The organism is Mucilaginibacter celer (assembly GCF_003576455.2).
Classification (GTDB): Bacteria; Bacteroidota; Bacteroidia; order Sphingobacteriales; family Sphingobacteriaceae; genus Mucilaginibacter; species Mucilaginibacter celer.
In genome coordinates this window covers 559773-579911 of the sequence record NZ_CP032869.1, presented here as the reverse complement: position 1 = coordinate 579911, position 20139 = coordinate 559773, and the positions used below count along the sequence as shown (strand labels likewise).

Genomic DNA, 20139 nt, shown 5'->3' with positions numbered 1-20139 from the left:
AGACCGACTCTGGAGCGTTTGATACCCTTCCCCGGACTGACTCCGGAAGGAAGGGCAAGATCCGTTTGTGACACAAACGTACATCTTGCTAACCGCAGAAAAACAGCGGTTTAATTCCCTGCCCATATCTGTCAGCCATACACAAGTTCTCATTTTTCACTATCCTCAATTACCTACCGGAACCCTATAAAAGACATTTACTTTTCAGGACGCGGTGATTTGGCATCAAGAAAATACGTCAGGGCCAAGATATTGATCGCCTTTAAAGAGAGGTCCTGGTCTACGCCATAGGACCTCATCCGCTTCAGCAGGCTTTTAGGGATCCAGGTATTCAATTGCGCTTCCTCCTCTTTATCAGCCGGCAGTTCCTTTACCGGCCGGACTTCCTGCACGGGTGTTTTCGCCGGTTCTCTTTTCAATTTATCAGCGAGGCTGCCCAGCTTATTTTTGTAATCTTCCATGTTGCCAATTCCCTTCTATATCATTACAGCAATGCATCAGACAGTGACCAACACTGTAATTACATCATTACATAATTCTGTAAACGCATAATCCTGTAAATACATAATCCTGCATTTACAGGATTGCCAATCCCTCAAAATACATCTTACTGCAAGTGCATAACTGCATAAATCCACGAATACATAATTACTGATTTATGTACTGATCAGGTCAACGATTTCCCCGGCCAGCGCGGTAAGCTCATTTTTGGCTTTCAAATCGGTCCCGTTAATTACCCCGGTCGTAATCGCGGACCTGGTGATGCTCACACGGTCATGTATCATCGTGGCTAACAACGGGGTGCCAAGGCTTTCCAGCAACGCTGTTACATCTCTGGTAACACCGGACCGGGGCTTGACCATATTCAAAACAATCCCGGCTTTCAGGGCTGTGTTTTTAGCCTTCGCGAATCTGACCAGCGCAAGGGTCGCCCGGATCGCCATCACATCAAAAAAGCCCGCCTTGGTCGGCACCAGCACAAAATCCGAAATCAAAAAAAGATCAGCCAGCTTATTGGATAAATAAGGCGGGGTATCGACAATAATGAGGTCATAATCCAGCGTCGGAATAACACTGACCTGCTCCGCTAATAAAATATCCAAACCCGGAAAATCGTCCCTGACATGATATATACTGCCCTGTAAATCCGAATCGACGAGGGCAACCTTCAATTGGTCCCGAAAACACAAGGCAAGGTTGATGGCCATTGTGCTCTTTCCTACCCCACCCTTCTGGTGGGCAATCGTGATGATCTTTCCCATGTTACATAATTCTAAATTGCTGTAAAAACATATTGATGTAATTCTGCATCTGGAGAATTACATAACAAAGGTGGCTATCCGGAGCGGCAGAAAACTCCGATATGATCCGAGGCGGATCAGGATTTTATTTAATGAATATTTCTTGATTCCGGGAAATGTGAATTGCAGGTATTGATACTCAGGCGTTATCCCGCCTCGATGTTCTTCAGATAAGCGTAACCGCTGCCGATCAGTTAAGAGGTATTGTTTGATCAGACCATCCTTTTGGCGCTCTGCCGTCTTTAACGACAGGGGGATTAAAAAAAGACCCGTAACGGGACTTTTTTATAATAAATAGAAAATCACCGGTTATAGTGCAGATGTTGCTGCTTAACCAAAAAACAGACTGAACAGGCACAACAGGGTAAATCCGGCTATATCATCCCGGTCAAAGGGCTGAACCTACTGTTTGCGCAGACGGGGAACGGTTTCTTTCATAGTTCTCCGCAAACTGCGCTAGCAGTGAAACGGCCGCGCGGTCATAGGCCAAAGCATCTTCCCAGGTGTCACGCGGATTTAGTAATTCAGCGGGCACACCGGGACAGAACTGCGGCACCCAAAGCCCGAACAGCGGGTGACAGCTAAAAACGACGTCATCGAGTTCGCCGCCCAGCGCAGCAGAAAGCATGGCCCTTGTATAGGTTAGGGAAATCCGTTGACCCGTTCCATAGGGTCCGCCCGTCCAGCCGGTGTTGATCATCCAGACCGCCGCACCACTTTCTTCAATTTTAGCTCTGAACATTCCGGCGTAAAAATCGGGATGCAGGGGCAGGAATGGCGCGCCAAAACAGGAGCTGAAAGTTATCTGGGGCTCCATGACACCTACTTCGGTCCCGGCAACTTTAGCGGTATATCCATTGATATAATAAAACATCGCCTGTTCCGGCGTCAGTTTACTGATCGGTGGTAAAACGCCATAGGCATCACAGGTCAGAAAAAATATATTTTGCGGTATTCCTGTCACTGAAGGGATCCTGGCATTTGAGATAAAATTTAAAGGGTAACTGACGCGCGTATTTTCCGTGATTTCCCGGGATTTAAAGTCAATCCCATTCGTCCCAGGCAGGAATCCCGCGTTTTCCACAAGTGCCCCGGCCCTGACTGCCGAATAGATCTCCGGCTCCCGCTGCTCCGACAGGTCAATGATTTTTGCGTAACAGCCGCCTTCAAAATTAAAAACCCCGGCTTCGTCCCAGCCATGTTCGTCATCTCCGATGAGCTCCCTGGCGGGATCCGAACTCAGTGTCGTCTTACCTGTGCCGCTAAGCCCGAAAAACAAAGCCGTGTCACCCCGTTTTCCCACGTTCGCGCTGCAGTGCATCGGCAATACGCCATGACCTAAAGGCAGCAGGTAATTCAATATTGTAAACACCCCTTTTTTGATCTCACCTGTATAACCGGTGCCACCTATCAGGATTTTTTTGTGGCTGAAGGATACCACAGTAAAGTTGCCTTTCCTGGTGCCATGCCTCAGCGGATCCGCTTGAAAGCCTGGGGCGTGAATGACCTGCCATTCAGGTTTCATCCCCAAAAGTTCTTCTGGCTGCGGGCAGATAAACATGTTTGCGGCGAAATGACTGGATGCTGGCAGTTCATTGATCATTCGAATAGATAACCGGTATTTTTCGTCGGCACAGGCGAAAACATCGCGCATCCATACCTCTTCCTTAGACCCGAGGTAGGCCAAAAGATCTTTTTCCAGCGCAAGGAAGCATGCTGTCGGCATAGCGTTATTAAACCTGTTCCAGTGTACAGTATCTTCCGTTACGGCATCCCGGACGATAAACTTATCATCGGGTGAACGACCTGTAAATTCCCCGGTACGGATGAGCAGTGCCCCCGTATTGCTTAATGCCCCCTCGCCTCTTTCCAGGATTTGCAGAACTAACTGATCGGCGGGTAACTGGTAGTGAACTTTATTTTTCAAGAATGAATAGACCATATCTGTTTTTGTTAAATCCAACCTTCAAAATCATCTTTATACTTCCTATTACATTTCCGGTAGCGGCGGCAAAGGAAAACAACGGCCAGACTGATGATGATCACGGTGAGTCCTGATATAGTGCCTGTTGATAAATGATATTTCATGCCTGCTAAGCCTGTTTGATGATTAAACCATTAATTAAGATCTGCTGCTGCTGTCAACGTTTTCACCGAGGCTCTAAGTTTATCAATTGCCGTATTTCGCAGCTGCCTGATCCGCTCAGCACTCATGTCCAGCTGTTTGGATATTTCAGTCGGGTTCATTTCATGCCCGCCGGTTATGCCATAGCTCAATTCGATGATTTTCCGCTCCCGGTCTGACAGGCCGGAAAGGAGCTCATCCATGGCGGTACGCTCCGACTCCGCCACCAATATATGATCGGGTGGCGGCACATCCTCCGGAAGCCGGTCCAGTAAAGAAACATCTTCGCCGCCGGAAGGCATGTCATAAGAGAAAGTCCAGGGGGCGCTATATAAAGCGTCCCTGATCTGTTCCTTTGACCTTTGTAAATGCTGAGCAAGTTGTTCCATCGTCGGCTCTCTCAGCGTCTCCTGCTCGATTTCCGCGATCGCCCTGTTGATCCTGGTAATCTCGTGGATCTTATTCATCGGCAAACGGATCATCCGGGCATTTTCTATAATGGCAGCACCGATACTTTGTCTGATCCACCATACCGCGAAAGAAATAAATTTGAAACCTCTTGTTTCGTCAAAGCGTTGCGCCGCTTTGATCAGGCCTAAATTCCCTTCGCTGATCAGGTCGCTCAGCGGCAATCCCTGGTGCTGGTATTTTTTTGCCACCGAAACGACAAAGCGGAGGTTACTCCGGACCATCCGCTCAAGGGCGGCTTTGTCGCCTTGTTTTATCCGTGCACCCAAAATGGCTTCTTCATCCGCGTCGATCAGGCCCTCTCTGTTTATTTCACTGAAGTAAATTTCGACGGAAGCATTGTCCCGGTGGGCAATATTGGGGGTAATTTGCAGGTTCCGCATAGGTTAAACAGACTGGGTAAATACATAGTTATCGATCGGAAAATCAGGATAATCCTGTTTTGCCATGGGCGGCTTTGGCAGGCCGTTGCCTCTTTTATCCGACAAATGCTCGAACATGTCCGCTGTCATCGTTTGGAGGTCATATTCAGGCCGCCATTGCCAGTCGAGCCGGGCCGCGTCATCTTTAATGCTGCCAGGCCAGCCGCGAGCTATCACGTTCCGGTAATCCGGTACGTAACTGATCCTGAAGTCCGGCAGGTGTTTTTTGATTTCCGCGGCCAGATCGCAGGGGGCAAAACTCATTGCCGAGAGGTTATAAGAGGTTCTGATACTGATCTTTTCTTTAGGGACCCTCATCAACTCCAGTATTGCCCGGACAGCATCCGGCATGTACATCATAGGCAGGCAGTTATCTTCTTCCAGGAAACAATCGTAGCGGCCATTTTTCAATGCTCCGTGAAATATTTCAACCGCATAGTCGGTAGTGCCGCCACCCGGCGCAATCGCATGGGAAATTAATCCGGGGAAACGGATACTTCTGACATCGACGCCATATTTTTCAAAGTAATAATTACACCAGTATTCCCCGGCCTTCTTGCTGATCCCGTAAACCGTAAGAGGTTCCGCTGCCGTATGCTGCGGGCAATTATACCTGGGTGCCCCTGGGCCAAAAACAGCTATACTGCTCGGCCAGAACACTTTCTCCACTTCATTCGATCTGGCGATCTTCAAAACAGACAGCAGACTTTGAACATTCAGTTTCCAGGCCGTATCAGCCTGCATTTCCCCTTTTGCGGAAAGCATGGCCGCCAGCAGGTAAATCTGAGTTACGCTGTACTCACGGACAACATTTTCCAACCGCGGATGATCCAGTACGTCAAGGCAGATATAATTCTTCAATCCCGGCGCTTCAGGAAGGATATCGGCTGCAATGATATACTCGGGACCATATTGTTTCATTAAGGCCATCGTTAGCTCGGTGCCGATCTGGCCACAGGCACCAATAATAAGAATCCTGTCTTTTTTCATCTGTTGCTGTTAGGTTTTGTATTAATCAGGCCGGTTAAAGGCAGGTCCGGGGGATACCAGGTATCCCAATCTGTCAAATACGGTTTCCGCCCTGTTCGGTTTAATTGATAATTGGTTGATGGAAGCCGCGCGGGTTGCGTCGTTTTCTGAAGCAAAGGTTGCGGCTTTTGGTCATTAAAACCACAGTACCGTATGATTTTGGAAAACATGACTGTGAAACACCGTTTTAAAATACATTATGCCTTTTTAGAGGCAAAAAACACGACACTTTCAGGAAAAAGAGCTTTTCAAGACAGGTCTGATACACTATCCAATACCTGACAGAACCTATACAAAATCTGATTTCAGGGCCTGTATTTGCATATTCAACACATTAATAACTAAATTGGCTTTACCGATTAACCAAAAACAAACCGTACAATTTACACTAAGCCAATGACCAGGGTGATTACTTTAGGCCAGTTCATCATTGAAAAACAGGCGGATTTTCCATACGCCAAAGGCGAGCTTTCCCGCTTGCTGCGGGATATCGGGATCGCCGCCAAGATCGTTAACCGGGAGGTAAACAAAGCGGGATTAATGGACATCCTCGGCAAGGCCGGCAGTACCAATATCCAGGGTGAACAGCAGCAAAAGCTGGACCTGTATGCTGACCAGCAATTTATCGCCGCGCTTAAAAGCGGCGGCGAATGCTGTATCGTCGCTTCAGAAGAAAACGAGCACATTATCAGGCTCGATACGGATGTCTCCAAAAATGCTAAGTATATCGTGGCGATCGATCCTTTGGACGGCTCCTCAAATATCGACGTCAACGTACCCGTAGGAACGATCTTTTCCATTTATCGAAGAAAATCAAATGAAGGAAGTCCCGGATTAAAAGATGTCATGCAAAAGGGCACGGAACAGGTTGCCGCGGGCTATATTATTTACGGCTCCTCTACTATGCTGGTCTACACGACCGGCAGGGGCGTAAACGGTTTTACCCTCGATCCTTCCATCGGGGAGTTTTGCCTCTCCCACCCCAACATGCAGATACCGGAAACGGGGACGATTTATTCCATCAATGAAGGAAATTATGTTCATTTCCCGCAAAGCGTGAAAGATTACATCAAATACTGCCAGGTCGAGGATACGCAGACAAACCGGCCCTACGCATCGCGTTATATCGGTTCCATGGTCGCTGACCTGCACCGTAACCTGATCAAAGGGGGCATATTTATTTACCCTGTTACGTCCCGCGCGCCATCCGGCAAGTTACGTCTGGTATACGAGTGCAATCCAATGGCTTTCCTAATCGAGCAGGCCGGGGGAAGGGCAACCAATGGTCATCAAAGGATACTCGAACTTGACATCCATGAACTGCACCAGCGCTCTCCGATTTTTATCGGATCGAAGAACATGGTCGAGAAAGCGGAAAGTTTTAACTTAATCCAACCTGAACTGCAATCATGCTAAAAACCGAACACCGCCTGGATAAGATAGATCTGGGGATTTTAAAGTTGCTGGAGAAAGACGCCAGACTTACGCACAAGGAGATCGCCCATGCAATGAGTTTATCCATAACACCAATTCACGCCAGGATAAGAAAATTACAGGAGGAGGGCTATATCCGGCGCTATACAGCAATAGTCAATCACAAAATGGTCGGCAAAGGCCTGATCGCCTATACACAGGTACAGCTGAAAGAACACTCCCAGGAAAGTCTGAGAGCCTTTATGGATGCGACGATAAAGCTTCCCGAGGTTATGGAGTGTTACCACATGACGGGGGCATTCGACTTCCTGCTGCGGATCGCGATCCGGGATATGGACGAATACAATAAAGTACTGATTGAAAAACTGTCCAAATTGCCTGACGTGGGTAACATGCAAAGCTTTTTCGTCATGTCTGAAGCTAAACATGAAACGGCGTATATGTTCGAGGGGACATAGCAAAATCGATCTTATCTGGCATAGCAATATTAATTTCACTGGATAGCGGTTATCCCTCGCCATAGTGGCTATCAATTAACGCCTCAAATTCCTGTATTTTTAATGTGATGAGCCAAAAGATTTGACATTTTGAGTCGATAAATCCACGTCGCCTCAAAATATCATTTTTTTGAGGTGATAACTATTTCTCACAATAAATCAATTCGAAAAATGGCCCACGCCTCAAAATTTAAACATTTTGAGGCGATTATAATTCATTTAATTATACTCCGAGTCGGATCAAATCGGAGGGCGCAAAGAAGTCAAGGTTGAACTTTGTGTAAAAATTATTGAATAACAAATCAACCCAATGTTCTTGTTATGTATATGTTACCGCTATCCTATTTTTTTGAAATGGCCGAATGTGACCCGAGAATCTCGGTGACGCATGTCGGCCTTTACGCGGCTATCATTTATTATTGGCACAGGCTGGATTGCCCGGGATCTTTTCGTGTTTTTGCAAAAGAATTAATGAAGCTGGCAAAAATTTCCTCATGCACCACTTACCACAAATGTATCAGAGACCTTAATGCTTACGGCTATCTGAATTACGAGCCTTCATTCGATCGTAAAGTTGGCAGCCTGATCATCTTTACGTCCATTAACCACAATCAGCGCAATGAATAAAATTACTTTTGAAGAGCTGCCTGAAATGGTAGGCAGACTATTTGCCAAATTAGAAAAGATCGAGGCCCTGCTGAAGGGGCAAAAAGCAAATGAACAAGATCCTGACGAGATGCTGACCGTCGACCAGGCTGCTGTCTTTCTTGACCTGGCAGTACCAACGCTTTACAGCAAGGTCAGCCGCCGTGAGATTCCTGTATGCAAGCCGGGTAAACGGCTTTATTTCAGCAAATCGGAGTTGACTGAGTACAAAAAAGGTGGTCGTCATCAAACCGTAAACCAAATGCTTGATGAGTACCAAGTGATTCCAAAAGTATTGAAACGTCGCTCCAAACGCTTTTCAGGAGGATACGGACGCTAACTTTTGGTTGATCTCCTTTAATTCTTTCATCAGCAGGTCTATGATATTAACTTCGCTCAATGTCTTATTACTTAAACTGATCTTGCCACTGGCTTCTTTTTTGACCTTATCAATCAGATGCAGGTAGCGTTGTGTACTTTTCAGGCTTTTCTGTCCCAGCATCCGCATCACCGTATGAATATCGGTCCCCATAATTAGTTGCAAAGTGGCAAAGGTATGCCTCAAGCAATGGAAAGTAAAGTTCGTTTTCTGTATTCCCGCACCTGTCAGCCATAATGTAAGAAAAGGCTTAAGCCGTGAATACCTGATCCCTCTGAAAACCCGGCTGTCAGATTCGGCTCTTACCCCCAACTGACTGTGCGCTTCATTGGAAATCGGAAGCGTCTCGGCTCCCTCTGTCTTCTCCTGCCTGAACTGTATATAATAATTGTCCTCATAGCCTCTAACTTCCGACCATAACAAAGTCTCGATATCCGAATAACGCAACCCAGTCATAGCGGAAAAAAGCGAGGCTCTTGCCATCAGATCATCATCATTTGGTGTCGCGGCTAGTTGCTGCAATTCTTCAAGCGTTAAAAATTCCCGGAATACCTCGCGCTCTTTGATCGGCTTCACCTGAGCGTAAAGATCCTCGGTGATCAGCTTTTCTTTGTATGCTGCTTTAAGCATAGATCTGAATTTTGCAAAATAAGCGACCGCCGTATTTAAAGAGATACCTCTTCCATGACGTCCAACCGACGGGCCCGACAAAATATAGTCCCTGTATTCCTCACAGTAAGCTTCAGTCAGATCGCAGAAGCGGATATGCTTGCCCGCATATCCTTCAAAATAACGCCATCCCATCTCCCAGCCCCAAGCATTCGTACCTGACTTCTTTGCGGCTACTTTTTTAAAATAATCAAGAAACTTACTTTGCCGCTGTGCTTTCGCAAGAAAGCCATAGGAGGCGTTTTGAATTTCCAGTGTTCGTTTTGCGCAAATATTTTCAGCAAGCAACATGGTTTCTTTATTATGCGTTTGCTCCAGTTCTGTCTGCGGTTTCGCAAAAATATAAAGCCCCAGAAACTCCCTTCGGGTGAATTGCCTGGTGTCAGGGTGTGGGATGGCCGGGTAGAAATCAAGATATAGTGATTTCCTTCCTTTCCCAATTGTTTTTTTCCTCAATGTCACACTCATAACTTCATTTATTAAATAGTTTATGAATTTCCTTTTTGGGCACATAGACGAACTTGCCCTGCTTCATTTTACGGACATTATGTTTTTTAATAAGTTCGTAAAAAGCTTTGCTCGACATACCGCTTACGTATTCAGCCTCAGCGATGGTATAACAATCGCTGATCCGAAGTGGCTTTACCGGAACATCCTGTATCATGGGCTTCATCTTTGGCGGATTGAACAGTTTGTCGATATCTGCACGAAGTATCCGGGTTTTTCTGATGCCCAGGTTAGTTGCCGCTAATCTTCCTGAATTGATCATGTCATAAATCGCCTGCTCACTGCTTTGCAGCAAAGTGGCGACATCGCCCACGGTGAGGTAGGATTTAGCCTGAATTTCATTTAGCGGTTTACTTTTAACCACTTTCATCTCTTCTTCACTTTTGGCGATCTTCCCTTTTCTGATCCGCTCCTTATAACCACGTCTTGCGCAATCAGTGGAGCAGAATTTAGTAACCGTGGTTCTGGCTTCAAAGTCCTTCCCGCAATATTGGCAAACCCGTTGAACCTTGATATTTGAAGACATCTTCTTTAATATTTATAATTACAAATTAACTTATTTAAGATTAAATAAGTTTAAATAAGCCAAGTTATTTCCCCTTTAAAATATGGCGAGGTACAAAATCTCAGCCGGGGTACAACTGAGGTACAAAAATAAACAAATCAAAACGAAAGAAACGAATAACAACACAAAGAAAAAACCGCTTTAAACATTGGTTTAAAGCGGTTTAGTATGTTTTATTGGGTGATGTTTTGTGGGCTTAAATATGTGTTATTTGCCGATACAAAACTTACTAAATATATTCTCCAGCAAATCGTCCGTAGTAACCACCCCAACTATCTCACCCAAATAATGCAAGGCCTGTTTAATATCCATCGATAAAAAATCGGAAGTAATACTACCATCAATTCCCCCCAATACCCTCACCAAAGCCTCCTCTGTTTTCTGCAAGGCCTCCAGGTGGCGGATGTTGGTTACCAGGGTTTCATCGCCGCTAAGCTGGTCTTTCACGGCCGATGAATAGATCTTGTGCTTCAGCTCATCAATGTGGCGTTTCTGTTTGGCCGAGATAATGATCGCCCTATCGGTATGCGGCAAAGCGGCTAATTGTTCGGGGTTAAGCAAATCAGCCTTATTGGCCACCACCAGCATGGTTACACCGGGCTTTTGCAGGCTTTCAATATCTTTATTCAGTTCTTCTATCGTAATCTCCGCAGCATCAAAAACGTAAATCAGCAAGGCCGACTGGCTTATTTTTTCCATCGTACGCTGCACACCTATCTGCTCAATAGCATCAGTGGCTTCGCGGATGCCGGCGGTATCTATCAGCCTGAAATTAATCCCCTGAATATTCAGCACCTCTTCAATGGTATCGCGCGTTGTACCCGGAATATGGCTTACTATAGCTCGTTCTTCGTTTAACAGCGCGTTTAACAGGGTTGATTTACCTGCGTTAGGCCGCCCCGCAATAACGGTGTTTACGCCGTTTTTGATGGCGTTACCCAGTTCGAACGAGTTTATTAACCGGCCAACAACTTTGGTTATCTCGTGGATAAGGTGTTTTAGCTCGTCGCGGTTGGCAAATTCTACATCCTCCTCGGCAAAATCAAGCTCCAGTTCAATCAGCGAGGCAAAGTTTACCAATTGCTCCCTCAAACCTTGTAGCTGGCTGCTGAAACCACCGCGCAGCTGTTGCAAAGCAACCTGCTGCGACGCTTTGGAATTAGAGGCTATTAAATCGGCAACGGCCTCGGCCTGGCTCAAATCAAGTTGGCCGTTCAGGAATGCCCGCAATGTAAATTCGCCCGGTTTGGCAGATCGCGCCCCTTTTTTTATGAACAGCTTAATAATGCTTTCGATAATATACCCCGAGGCATGGCAGGAAATCTCCACCACGTTTTCGCGTGTATACGACCGCGGACCAACAAACAGCGAAACCAGCACCTCATCCAAAATCAAATCACCATCAGCAATACTCCCAAAATGAATGGTATGCGATGCCTGCCTGGTTAAATCCTTGCCCTTAAAAACACTATTGGCAATAGAAATGGCATCCGGCCCCGAAAGGCGAACTACGGCTATGGCACCAACACCGTTTGGTGTGGCAAGGGCAACTATGGTATCGGTGGTATCAGTCATTTTTTAGTTGATAGTTCATGGTTCATAGATCATAGCCGAGGGCTGCCCTTATTCACCAAAGTACAAAGTTCGTTATTTCACGGGGATTTTTTTCAGATTAGCCGCAATACCGATTGATATGACCTTATTATTAAAAAGCGCTTTCTGCCATGATCTATGAACCATCAACCATGAACTAAAAATACTACCTTCGCAGCATTATGGTAACTTTTTTTGAAGCTTCGCTCGAAACTATTTCGGTGCATCATGTAGGCAACCAAACACAGGAAGAGATGTACGCGCTTTCAGATCAACCGCTTGAACTGAAAGACGAGATCATCCCTAACCTATTGATGCAATATTTTCTGAAACCCTTCGAGAAAGCCAACGAAGTTTACCACCTGATGCACAGCAGCCGCGACCTGGCTTTGAACGAATTACACCACTTTGCCACACAGGTATTTGATGATAACAGCAAATTTCACGAAGCATCGCAACAGATAGCCCGCCACCTGTATAAAGTTACCAACCACCCCAACATTAAAGGCGGCGAGCTTTATGTTGTTTATTTTAAGCAGGTTCAAATTGAAGGTAACCCGCTGGATACCATCGGCATCTTTAAATCAGAAAATAAGGAAACCTATTTAAAAGTATATCCGGACCAGGGCGGTTTCCAGGTTGATTATGAGCAGGATGCCATCAACATCAACAAACTGGATAAGGGCGTACTGATATTCAATATTGAAAAAGAGAATGGCTACAAGGTAGTTGTAGTTGATAAAACCAATGGCGGCCAGGAAGCTGCCCGTTACTGGAAGGATGAGTTTTTACAACTCAAAATCCGTAACGACAGTTTTAACCAAACCAACAACACGCTTGGCATCTACAAAAACTTCGTGACCGAGAAACTCGACGATGAGTTTGAAATGAGCAAGGCCGATAAGATCGACCTGCTTAACCGCTCGATGAAGTATTTTAAAGAGAAGGAAACCTTTGATATGGAAGAATTTTCGAACGAGGTGATTGGCAACGAACAAGCCATCGAATCGTTCAAAAATTTTAAAAACCAGTACGAGCAGGAGTTTGATAGCCCCATTGCCGATAATTTTATCATATCTGAAAATGCGGTAAAAAAACAGGCCAAGGTTTATAAAAGCGTGTTAAAGCTTGATAAAAACTTCCACATTTATATCCATGGCGATAAAGAACTGATTGAAAAGGGTTTTGACGATGGCCGCTCGATGAATTATTATAAGGTTTATTTTAAGGAGGAGGCATAACCTGCGCCTGCTTTCAAAACAATTTAAAATTTAATCTTTCAGTAAAACAGACGGTTATATTTTCCGGCAGATTTACTGTAAACCTTTGTAGTGGTGATAAGTCATACTGGTACAAACACGGTATTACTAACCAAATCACAACGTACAAATGAAAAGATCAATTATTATTCTTTCCCTGTTATTTATTATTACAAGCTGCGCCGCTTTAAAAAACGGAGGTGTACCTCAATACACCCTTGGCATGAGCGAACAAGATTTTACCGCTTCGCAACGATTTAATTTATCGCTTGTGGAGGCCACTCCGGGGCATACTATTTATAAAAGAACGGTAGAAGTCGATGCGCAAAGAGTAGTTGCCAGCATGTATTATTATTTTGATGATGGCAAACTGGTGCGGATGCGCCGGGTTGAAGAGCCAAAACCTATTGTGGTGGTTGAACAGAAACGGCAGGGCTTATAACATAACTGATGGTTTTGGGATTACTTAAAACTGCACACCCCAACGCTCTTCAATTCCGAGTCCAAACAGAGCGAAATCGTATTTAACCGGATCGGCAGGGTCAAATTCGCGCAGCCTTTCGGTTAGTTCTACTGCGGTTTGCCAGTCGGTTTGTTTACGGGAGATGAGGTTGAGCTTGCGCGATACCCTATCTACATGCAAATCGAGCGGACAAATCAGGTCGGCAGGTTTAATGCGGTTCCAGATGCCGAAATCAACGCCATTATCGTCCTTACGCACCATCCAGCGTAAAAACATATTTAAGCGTTTACAGGTTGATTTTTGAGAAGGGGATGATACGTGCTTTTTTGTACGATGAGGAAAATCGGGCAAAGAAAAAAAGTAGGAACGAAAGCCCCCCAGCCCCCTGAAGGGGGAGTAATCGCCATCTTCGGGAATAAAAGCGTCTTCGAGGGATTCAAACCGCTCATAATGCTGCCTGAAAAAAGCGATAAAGTACAATGTATCTACATCATTAAAAGTACGGTGCTTAAATTGCAGCAGTTTTTTCAGATCAGGCTCTTCGTGGTTGATGATGAAATCGTAAGGTGCGCCATCCATCAGGGCAATCAACTCCTTACATTTTTTGATGATGGTAACCCGCTGTCCCCAGGCCAGGGTGGCTGCCCAAAAGCCCATAATCTCGATATCCTGCTTTTGGCTAAACATGTGCGGGATGATTACCGGGTCGTTGTCAATAAATTCGGGGCGGTTGTATTGGGCAACTTTGGCGTCGAGGAAAGTTTTAAGGGCTTCCCCTCCTATTCCCATGAATGGCGATTTATCAGTATTAATACTCATAGCGCACAAAAATCAATCATTAGTATATCTCAGGTGCGCCGCTGTTTATCATACTTATCGACTCTTTAAATGTTCCGGCTATAAACTCCTCGCCTGGAGCAACTGAATAATCTTTAAAAACTCCGGGTTCGTTCCTTTTAAAGCCGATAACGTGGCTCATAATTAAAAAGTCGCAAAAACCTACCACATGCTTATTAGAGCTCTTTGCAAATTCTTCTATGATCCTGTCGAGCGACCAAAATGAAAACATATACTCCTGCCATTCATAATCTTCAAACCCATTTACTACAGTGTAAAGCGCTTTAAAATCATCAGGAAAATTGAAATTCAAAGTAGTTTCGGCTTTTTCGATATCAACAGCGGTTGCAGGAGGATTCATTTTTACCTCATCCTCCTGCCACAACTCAATCGCTTCTTTTATCCAATCTTCCATAGGAAACTTTAGCAAAAAGTACCCCGCTTATAGAGTGAGTTAGCTCAGAGCCTGTTTAACATCCTCTAACAAATCCTCAATATCCTCTACCCCTACACTCAAACGCAGCAGGTTATCAACCACACCAACCTTTTCACGCTCCGCTTTAGGTATCGAACCGTGGGTCATACTCACCGGGTGGTTAATCAGCGATTCAACACCTCCTAATGATTCGGCAAGCGAAAATACCTTAAATGATGACGCTATACGGAAAGTCTCCTGCAAGTCGGCATCTTTTAATATTATAGAGATCATGCCGCCAAAATCGCGCATTTGTTTTTTGGCTATTTCATGATTTGGATGATCGGTAAGGCCCGGCCAGTAGATTTTTTCAACTTTAGGATGATCTTTTAAAAAATCAGCTATCAGCCTGCCATTTTCGCAATGAGCTTTCATGCGCAGGTGTAGGGTTTTAATACCACGCAACACCAAAAAGCTATCCATAGGTCCCGGAGTAGCACCGCAGGCATTGTAAATGAACCAAAGCCTTTTATATAGCTCTTCGTCGTTCATCATTAATGCGCCCATTACCACATCGCTATGGCCGCCAATATATTTGGTTACCGAGTGCATCACGATATCGGCACCCAGATCGATAGGGTTTTGCAGGTACGGCGACGCGAAGGTATTATCTACCACAAAAAGCAGATTCTTTTCTTTGGTGATCTTGCCTATAGCCTCAATATCCACAACTTGCATTGTCGGGTTGGTAGGTGTTTCTATCCAAACCAGCTTGGTATATTCATTGGTATATTCAGCTACGATCTCCGGATCAGAAAGATCCAGAAAATGAAACTTGATACCATAGCTGGCATATATTTTGGTAAAAATACGATACGAACCACCGTACAGGTCGTTACCGGTAATCACTTCATCACCCGGCGAAAGCAGTTTCATAACTGCATCTGTAGCACCCATTCCGCTCGAAAAAGCGAGGCCAAATTTCGCGTTCTCCAAAGCGGCTAAACAATCTTCCAGGGCTTTGCGGGTTGGGTTGGTACCACGCGAATACTCATACCCTTTGTTATCTCCCGGCGATTTTTGCCAGTAGGTTGATGTTTGATATATCGGCGTCATGATGGCACCGGTAGTTGGATCGGGCTCCTGCCCTGCATGTATTGCTTTAGTTGCGAATTTCATTGTTCGTGCTGTAAGCACAGTCCATAGCCGATAGTCTATGAACCATAGTTAAAAATATTCATTCATAGCTATGGACTATCGACCATGGGCTATGGATCAACTTGCTAGTATGCTCTGGCGAAAAGCACCCTTTGTTTAGATGGGGCTCCTGTAAAAATACACTTACCCTCCTCCTGCTTATTATCCAAAGGTATGCAACGGATTGTCGCCTTAGTTTCCTCTTTTATCTTTTGTTCGGTTTCGGATGTTCCATCCCAGTGCGCACTAAGGAAGCCCGGTTGCTCATCTAACATACGTTTAAACTCATCCCAGGTATCAACCTCGGTGGTATTTTCAGCACGGAAATCGAACGCTTTTTTGTAGATATTATTCTGGATCTCTTCAAGCAGGCTTTCAATTTTAACGGCAAGACCCTCTTGTGTAGTAGTCTCTTTGGTTTTGGTATCCCTGCGGGCCAGCTCAACGGTACCGTTCTGCATATCGCGGCTGCCTATGGCTACGCGCAATGGCACGCCTTTCAGTTCGTACTCGGCAAATTTAGCGCCCGGGCGGTGTGTATCGCGGTTATCAAACTTAACCGAAATACCTTTGGCCTTAAGCTCTTTTTTCAACCCATCAACATAAGCGCTAATGTTGTCCAACTCCTCCTGGTGTTTATAAATCGGCACAACAACAACCTGTATCGGTGCCAGTTTTGGAGGCAATACTAAACCGGCATCGTCACTATGCGCCATGATCAACGCGCCTATTAAACGGGTTGATACCCCCCATGAGGTAGCCCAAACGTGCTCTATTTTATTTTCCTTGTTGGTGAATTTTACATCAAAAGCCTTGGCAAAATTCTGACCTAAAAAGTGCGATGTACCAGCCTGCAGGGCTTTACCATCCTGCATCAAAGCTTCAATGCAATAAGTATCCAAAGCACCGGCAAAACGTTCGTTGGCTGTTTTGCGGCCTTTCACTACCGGCAGCGCCATCCAGTTTTCGGCAAAGTCGGCATATACATCCAGCATTTGCTCGGTTTCGGCTATGGCTTCTTCGGCAGTAGCGTGCGCGGTGTGGCCTTCCTGCCATAAAAACTCGCTGGTACGTAAAAATAAACGGGTACGCATTTCCCAGCGCATAACGTTGGCCCATTGGTTAACCAGGATTGGTAGGTCGCGGTACGATTGGATCCAGCCTTTGTAGGTGTTCCAGATAATGGTTTCGGATGTTGGGCGGATAATCAGCTCTTCTTCCAGCTTGGCTTCCTCATCAACAATAATATTGCCTTCACCATCATTTTTTAGGCGATAGTGCGTAACTACAGCACACTCTTTGGCAAAACCATCCACGTGACTGGCCTCTTTGCTGAAGAATGATTTGGGTATTAAAAGCGGGAAATAAGCATTGCTATGCCCTGTATCTTTAAACATCCCGTCAAGCACTGCCTGGATCTTTTCCCATATCGAGTATCCGTAGGGTTTAATGATCATGCAACCTCTAACCGGCGAATACTCGGCCATGTCAGATTTAATTACTAAGTCGTTAAACCATTGCGAATAATCTTCGTCTTTACTGATAACACCTTTGCTCATATTGTTTGGATAGAATTAACACCTATATAATTAGTTGTATATTGCTGCCAAATTTATAAATTTAAAACTTATTTGAACTTGAACTTTTTACTTACCTGCTTATTATGAAACGGTATATCGCAATTGGAATAATCACTATCGGTGCCATGGCGCTGAGTTCCTGCTCAACAAGCAAGCTTGCATCAAACCAAAGTAATGACAATGTTTACTTCTCGGACGCGAAAGCAGCCGATGAACCTGTTTACGCACAGCAACCCGTATATAATCAAACGCCTGTTGCCGAAGATGGCTACAGCGATGATGATGACGATTATTTTTATTACGATGACTACTCATCGCGCATAAACCGTTTCAGCTACTCCTCGCCTTTCGGCTACTACGATGATCTTTATTACGGCTATAATAGTTACCCTTATTATGGCTATGGTTACGGTGGCCCTTACGGCTACGGTGGTGGCTATGGCTACTACGGCGGCACCTGGGGACTTGGCTATGGAGGCTGGGGCTTAGGACTGGGCTGGGGCTCTGGTTATTACGGAGGCTGGGGTTATGGAGGTTACTACGGTGGCGGATATGGCTATGGTGGATATTATGGTGGTGGTTACGGATACGGAGGCGGATATTATGCAGGTGGTGTGATATCATCGGGCACTCCCCGCCCCAACCGCGGCACAGGCAACCCGTTTGCCACCCGTGTTAATAATGGGCCACGCTCGGTTAGCAGCTTTACAAGAGGCATAGGTTATATTCCGGGCGGGCGTACCCGCACCAATAGTAATCCTAATGCCTATACCAACGGCGGCAGTAACGGCAATAACGGCACACGCTATGCACGCCCTGCCCGTACCGATGCACCGCCAAGCCGCGATAATCAGCCGGTTTACAGGCAACCACAGGTTGATCGTACTTCACAGCCGCAGCCATCTTATACCCCTTCAAACTCGGGCGGTGGTAGTTCGCGCAGTACCGGCAGCAGCAGTGGCGGCGGTGGTGGCCGTCCGTCAAGACCATAAACCTAAATTGTATTTACCTGAATTTTATGAAAATAAAATATTTACTAAGCGTAATTGCTATAGTAGCAATTACTAAAGATAGCTTTGCGCAATATTCGCAGGATGCCATCCGGTTTTCTACCTTTCAAACCGGCTCTACAGCACGTATAAAAGCCATTGGTAATGCCGGCACAGCCATCGGCGGCGATTTAAGTTCGGTAGGCGGCAACCCGGCAGGTTTAGGTTTCTTTACCCACTCGGAAGTTAGCTTAACACCCGAATATAATAACTCGAAGGTAAACTCAAGCTATTTTGGCCAGGCTGGAAGCGCCAATCGTAACGATGTAAATTTCAACAACGCGGACATCGTTTTTTATCAGCAATTAAGTACGCCCCGCGGGCGCGATAAAAGCAAAGGTTGGCTGAGTATAAATTACGGCGCAGGCTACAGCCGCACCAACAATTTCTACGAAAACATAGGCTACGGTGGCCGAAACCAAACCAGTTCCATAACCGATTATTACGCCGGCATAGCCAAACGCGAAGTTGGCCAATATGGCAGCGTTAATCCCGACGGACTGGACGGATGGGCTTACGATCAGGGATTGGTGGATAACTTTGGTCCGGCCGATAATCCAAACTCTTACAGCAGTACGGTAAACGTTCCGGTTACGCAACTGGCCGGCATCACCCGTACCGGTGGACAATCAGAATTTAACCTTGCCCTCGGTGCCAACTACAGCAATAAACTATATATCGGTTTAGGTTTAGCCATTACCGATCTGCGTTACGATTCGCATGCCAGCTTTACGGAAAGCGGCGCTGCCAATATTATTGAGAATGGTCCGTCAACTGATTTCAGATCAACCTTTGCGCAGGATCAAAGTACCCGCGGCTCGGGCTTTAATGCCAAACTGGGCCTTATTTACAAACCGGTGCAGGCTTTACGTTTAGGTTTCACTTTCACCACACCCACTTTTTATAACATTGATGATTCATACACCGAATCGCTGGCTACAAGGTATACCGGTGCCGGGAGTTATGAAAATAACCCTTCTGAGCCTTACCAGCTAAGTTATAACCTGCGCACCCCGCTAAAAGTTGCAGGCGGCGCCTCGGTATTTATCGGCAAATATGGTTTTATAAGCGGCGATGTTGAATATATTGATTATACAACCACCCACCTCAGCAGTAACGACAGTTATACCGCCGATGAAGATAATGCCACCATCAAATCCTTATACCGTTCAACCGTAAACCTGCACTTAGGTGCCGAGGTTAACGTGAACAGCCTTGTTTACCTGCGCGGAGGTTACAGCCAGCAAGGCAATCCGTTTAAAGATCGCAGCATTGGCAAGGATACCAAAACCGTAACAGGCGGTATCGGTGTGCGCTTTGGCAGTTATTTTATTGACGCTACGTATGCCCGCGTAACCGGCAAGCAAACTATTTTTCCTTACGAAGTAGGCGCAACCAGCCCCGGAGCTGTGTTGGATAAAACCAATAACAACGCGTTCCTAACCTTAGGATACCGCTTTTGACCGTTGATATTTTTTGATTACGCTGATTGCGTTGATTTTTTAACAGCCTTTTTGCTTTGTCGGAATGAGAATTTACAGAATTATAGAATTTTCAGAATAAGACTATGGCCCGCAAGTATACCACGCGGGCTTTTTAATTCTGCAAATTCTGACTCAGACATTCTGTTAATTCCCAAATTCTGCAAATTCTGATTCAGACAAAATCAACAGTTAATATCATTAACTTGCCTCTTTATTTTCAG

The 20139-nt window shown here is 45.6% G+C and carries 21 protein-coding genes; 8 read left to right on the top strand and 13 right to left on the bottom strand.

Features of this window, described 5'->3' with window-relative positions; all coding sequences use genetic code 11:
- Positions 1 to 197 precede the first annotated feature (197 nt).
- The 6 genes from HYN43_RS02365 to HYN43_RS02345 form a co-directional block, all read right to left on the bottom strand.
- On the bottom strand, positions 198 to 461 hold the full coding sequence (locus HYN43_RS02365) for a hypothetical protein (RefSeq protein ID WP_119407926.1): 264 nt from the start codon (positions 459 to 461) through the stop codon (positions 198 to 200).
- Between the two features lie 195 nt (positions 462 to 656).
- Entirely contained in the window at positions 657 to 1262 is a 606-nt protein-coding gene (locus HYN43_RS02360; RefSeq protein ID WP_119407925.1) for a ParA family protein, read from the bottom strand.
- A gap of 427 nt (positions 1263 to 1689) precedes the next feature.
- Positions 1690 to 3243, bottom strand: a complete 1554-nt coding sequence (gene pckA, locus HYN43_RS02355; protein WP_119409225.1) for a phosphoenolpyruvate carboxykinase (ATP) — start codon at positions 3241 to 3243, stop codon at positions 1690 to 1692.
- An 11-nt stretch (positions 3244 to 3254) separates the two neighbouring features.
- A complete protein-coding gene (locus tag HYN43_RS30845; RefSeq protein WP_281024311.1) occupies positions 3255 to 3389 on the bottom strand; it encodes a hypothetical protein in 135 nt (44 codons plus the stop codon).
- Between the two features lie 30 nt (positions 3390 to 3419).
- A complete protein-coding gene (locus tag HYN43_RS02350) occupies positions 3420 to 4277 on the bottom strand; it encodes a sigma-70 family RNA polymerase sigma factor (protein ID WP_119407924.1) in 858 nt (285 codons plus the stop codon).
- Between the two features lie 3 nt (positions 4278 to 4280).
- Complete coding sequence (locus tag HYN43_RS02345; protein ID WP_119407923.1) at positions 4281 to 5306, bottom strand: NAD-dependent epimerase/dehydratase family protein; 1026 nt, start codon at positions 5304 to 5306, stop codon at positions 4281 to 4283.
- A 435-nt stretch (positions 5307 to 5741) separates the two neighbouring features.
- On the opposite strand from HYN43_RS02345, the gene fbp reads away from it, so the two are divergent.
- The 4 genes from fbp (at position 5742) to HYN43_RS02320 (ending at position 8261) form a co-directional block, all read left to right on the top strand.
- On the top strand, positions 5742 to 6761 hold the full coding sequence (gene fbp, locus HYN43_RS02335; protein ID WP_119407921.1) for a class 1 fructose-bisphosphatase: 1020 nt from the start codon (positions 5742 to 5744) through the stop codon (positions 6759 to 6761).
- Positions 6755 to 7237: an Lrp/AsnC family transcriptional regulator gene (locus tag HYN43_RS02330; RefSeq protein ID WP_119407920.1), complete on the top strand. Its 483-nt coding sequence runs from the start codon at positions 6755 to 6757 to the stop codon at positions 7235 to 7237. Before fbp ends, HYN43_RS02330 begins: the two co-directional genes overlap by 7 nt.
- A gap of 510 nt (positions 7238 to 7747) precedes the next feature.
- Positions 7748 to 7903 carry a hypothetical protein gene (locus HYN43_RS30580; RefSeq protein ID WP_205589855.1) on the top strand — a complete coding sequence of 52 codons (156 nt, stop codon included), beginning with the start codon at positions 7748 to 7750 and terminating at the stop codon, positions 7901 to 7903.
- Positions 7896 to 8261, top strand: a complete 366-nt coding sequence (locus HYN43_RS02320) for a helix-turn-helix domain-containing protein (protein WP_119407918.1) — start codon at positions 7896 to 7898, stop codon at positions 8259 to 8261. Before HYN43_RS30580 ends, HYN43_RS02320 begins: the two co-directional genes overlap by 8 nt.
- On the opposite strand, the gene HYN43_RS02315 is transcribed toward HYN43_RS02320, so the two are convergent.
- The 3 genes from HYN43_RS02315 to mnmE form a co-directional block, all read right to left on the bottom strand.
- Entirely contained in the window at positions 8241 to 9437 is a 1197-nt protein-coding gene (locus HYN43_RS02315; protein WP_245447123.1) for a tyrosine-type recombinase/integrase, read from the bottom strand. The genes HYN43_RS02320 and HYN43_RS02315 overlap by 21 nt on opposite strands.
- 4 nt (positions 9438 to 9441) lie before the next feature.
- Positions 9442 to 10002, bottom strand: coding sequence for a helix-turn-helix domain-containing protein (locus tag HYN43_RS02310; protein ID WP_119407916.1), 561 nt, complete (start codon positions 10000 to 10002; stop codon positions 9442 to 9444).
- A gap of 246 nt (positions 10003 to 10248) precedes the next feature.
- Positions 10249 to 11616 carry a tRNA uridine-5-carboxymethylaminomethyl(34) synthesis GTPase MnmE gene (gene mnmE / locus HYN43_RS02305; RefSeq protein ID WP_119407915.1) on the bottom strand — a complete coding sequence of 456 codons (1368 nt, stop codon included), beginning with the start codon at positions 11614 to 11616 and terminating at the stop codon, positions 10249 to 10251.
- A 200-nt stretch (positions 11617 to 11816) separates the two neighbouring features.
- Here mnmE and HYN43_RS02300 point away from each other — a divergent pair, with 200 nt between their 5' ends.
- Together HYN43_RS02300 and HYN43_RS02295 are read left to right on the top strand one after the other, a co-directional pair.
- The gene (locus tag HYN43_RS02300) at positions 11817 to 12875 is read left to right on the top strand and encodes a nucleoid-associated protein (RefSeq protein WP_119407914.1); all 1059 of its coding nucleotides are present in this window, start codon (positions 11817 to 11819) and stop codon (positions 12873 to 12875) included.
- Positions 12876 to 13023: 148 nt separating this feature from the next.
- Complete coding sequence (locus HYN43_RS02295) at positions 13024 to 13335, top strand: hypothetical protein (RefSeq protein ID WP_119407913.1); 312 nt, start codon at positions 13024 to 13026, stop codon at positions 13333 to 13335.
- Positions 13336 to 13359: 24 nt separating this feature from the next.
- Here HYN43_RS02295 and HYN43_RS02290 read toward each other — a convergent pair whose 3' ends face one another.
- From HYN43_RS02290 to proS, 4 genes are all read right to left on the bottom strand, one after another.
- Positions 13360 to 14175 carry a TIGR02757 family protein gene (locus tag HYN43_RS02290; RefSeq protein ID WP_245447121.1) on the bottom strand — a complete coding sequence of 272 codons (816 nt, stop codon included), beginning with the start codon at positions 14173 to 14175 and terminating at the stop codon, positions 13360 to 13362.
- 19 nt (positions 14176 to 14194) lie between these two features.
- Positions 14195 to 14608: an SMI1/KNR4 family protein gene (locus tag HYN43_RS02285; protein WP_119407912.1), complete on the bottom strand. Its 414-nt coding sequence runs from the start codon at positions 14606 to 14608 to the stop codon at positions 14195 to 14197.
- A gap of 39 nt (positions 14609 to 14647) precedes the next feature.
- Positions 14648 to 15787, bottom strand: a complete 1140-nt coding sequence (locus tag HYN43_RS02280; protein ID WP_119407911.1) for a cystathionine gamma-synthase — start codon at positions 15785 to 15787, stop codon at positions 14648 to 14650.
- A 104-nt stretch (positions 15788 to 15891) separates the two neighbouring features.
- A complete protein-coding gene (gene proS, locus HYN43_RS02275) occupies positions 15892 to 17364 on the bottom strand; it encodes a proline--tRNA ligase (RefSeq protein WP_119407910.1) in 1473 nt (490 codons plus the stop codon).
- A 104-nt stretch (positions 17365 to 17468) separates the two neighbouring features.
- Between proS and HYN43_RS02270 the strand changes: the two genes are divergently transcribed.
- Both HYN43_RS02270 and HYN43_RS02265 read left to right on the top strand, forming a co-directional pair.
- Positions 17469 to 18377, top strand: a complete 909-nt coding sequence (locus HYN43_RS02270; RefSeq protein WP_119407909.1) for a hypothetical protein — start codon at positions 17469 to 17471, stop codon at positions 18375 to 18377.
- A gap of 26 nt (positions 18378 to 18403) precedes the next feature.
- Entirely contained in the window at positions 18404 to 19897 is a 1494-nt protein-coding gene (locus HYN43_RS02265; RefSeq protein ID WP_119407908.1) for an OmpP1/FadL family transporter, read from the top strand.
- Positions 19898 to 20139 lie beyond the last annotated feature (242 nt).

What these genes read in the sequence shown, in the direction of transcription:
- HYN43_RS02265 (WP_119407908.1), top strand. Translation starts at nt 18,404, where the DNA reads ATGAAAATAAAATATTTACTAAGCGTAATTGCTATAGTAGCAATTACT.
- HYN43_RS02285 (WP_119407912.1), bottom strand. Translation starts at nt 14,608, where the DNA reads ATGGAAGATTGGATAAAAGAAGCGATTGAGTTGTGGCAGGAGGATGAG.
- HYN43_RS02345 (WP_119407923.1), bottom strand. Translation starts at nt 5,306, where the DNA reads ATGAAAAAAGACAGGATTCTTATTATTGGTGCCTGTGGCCAGATCGGC.
- HYN43_RS02360 (WP_119407925.1), bottom strand. Translation starts at nt 1,262, where the DNA reads ATGGGAAAGATCATCACGATTGCCCACCAGAAGGGTGGGGTAGGAAAG.
- pckA (WP_119409225.1), bottom strand. Translation starts at nt 3,243, where the DNA reads ATGGTCTATTCATTCTTGAAAAATAAAGTTCACTACCAGTTACCCGCC.
- HYN43_RS02280 (WP_119407911.1), bottom strand. Translation starts at nt 15,787, where the DNA reads ATGAAATTCGCAACTAAAGCAATACATGCAGGGCAGGAGCCCGATCCA.
- HYN43_RS02290 (WP_245447121.1), bottom strand. Translation starts at nt 14,175, where the DNA reads ATGAGTATTAATACTGATAAATCGCCATTCATGGGAATAGGAGGGGAA.
- proS (WP_119407910.1), bottom strand. Translation starts at nt 17,364, where the DNA reads ATGAGCAAAGGTGTTATCAGTAAAGACGAAGATTATTCGCAATGGTTT.
- HYN43_RS02270 (WP_119407909.1), top strand. Translation starts at nt 17,469, where the DNA reads ATGAAACGGTATATCGCAATTGGAATAATCACTATCGGTGCCATGGCG.
- HYN43_RS02330 (WP_119407920.1), top strand. Translation starts at nt 6,755, where the DNA reads ATGCTAAAAACCGAACACCGCCTGGATAAGATAGATCTGGGGATTTTA.
- mnmE (WP_119407915.1), bottom strand. Translation starts at nt 11,616, where the DNA reads ATGACTGATACCACCGATACCATAGTTGCCCTTGCCACACCAAACGGT.
- HYN43_RS02320 (WP_119407918.1), top strand. Translation starts at nt 7,896, where the DNA reads ATGAATAAAATTACTTTTGAAGAGCTGCCTGAAATGGTAGGCAGACTA.
- fbp (WP_119407921.1), top strand. Translation starts at nt 5,742, where the DNA reads ATGACCAGGGTGATTACTTTAGGCCAGTTCATCATTGAAAAACAGGCG.
- HYN43_RS30580 (WP_205589855.1), top strand. Translation starts at nt 7,748, where the DNA reads ATGAAGCTGGCAAAAATTTCCTCATGCACCACTTACCACAAATGTATC.
- HYN43_RS30845 (WP_281024311.1), bottom strand. Translation starts at nt 3,389, where the DNA reads ATGAAATATCATTTATCAACAGGCACTATATCAGGACTCACCGTGATC.
- HYN43_RS02350 (WP_119407924.1), bottom strand. Translation starts at nt 4,277, where the DNA reads ATGCGGAACCTGCAAATTACCCCCAATATTGCCCACCGGGACAATGCT.
- HYN43_RS02310 (WP_119407916.1), bottom strand. Translation starts at nt 10,002, where the DNA reads ATGTCTTCAAATATCAAGGTTCAACGGGTTTGCCAATATTGCGGGAAG.
- HYN43_RS02365 (WP_119407926.1), bottom strand. Translation starts at nt 461, where the DNA reads ATGGAAGATTACAAAAATAAGCTGGGCAGCCTCGCTGATAAATTGAAA.
- HYN43_RS02315 (WP_245447123.1), bottom strand. Translation starts at nt 9,437, where the DNA reads ATGAGTGTGACATTGAGGAAAAAAACAATTGGGAAAGGAAGGAAATCA.
- HYN43_RS02300 (WP_119407914.1), top strand. Translation starts at nt 11,817, where the DNA reads ATGGTAACTTTTTTTGAAGCTTCGCTCGAAACTATTTCGGTGCATCAT.
- HYN43_RS02295 (WP_119407913.1), top strand. Translation starts at nt 13,024, where the DNA reads ATGAAAAGATCAATTATTATTCTTTCCCTGTTATTTATTATTACAAGC.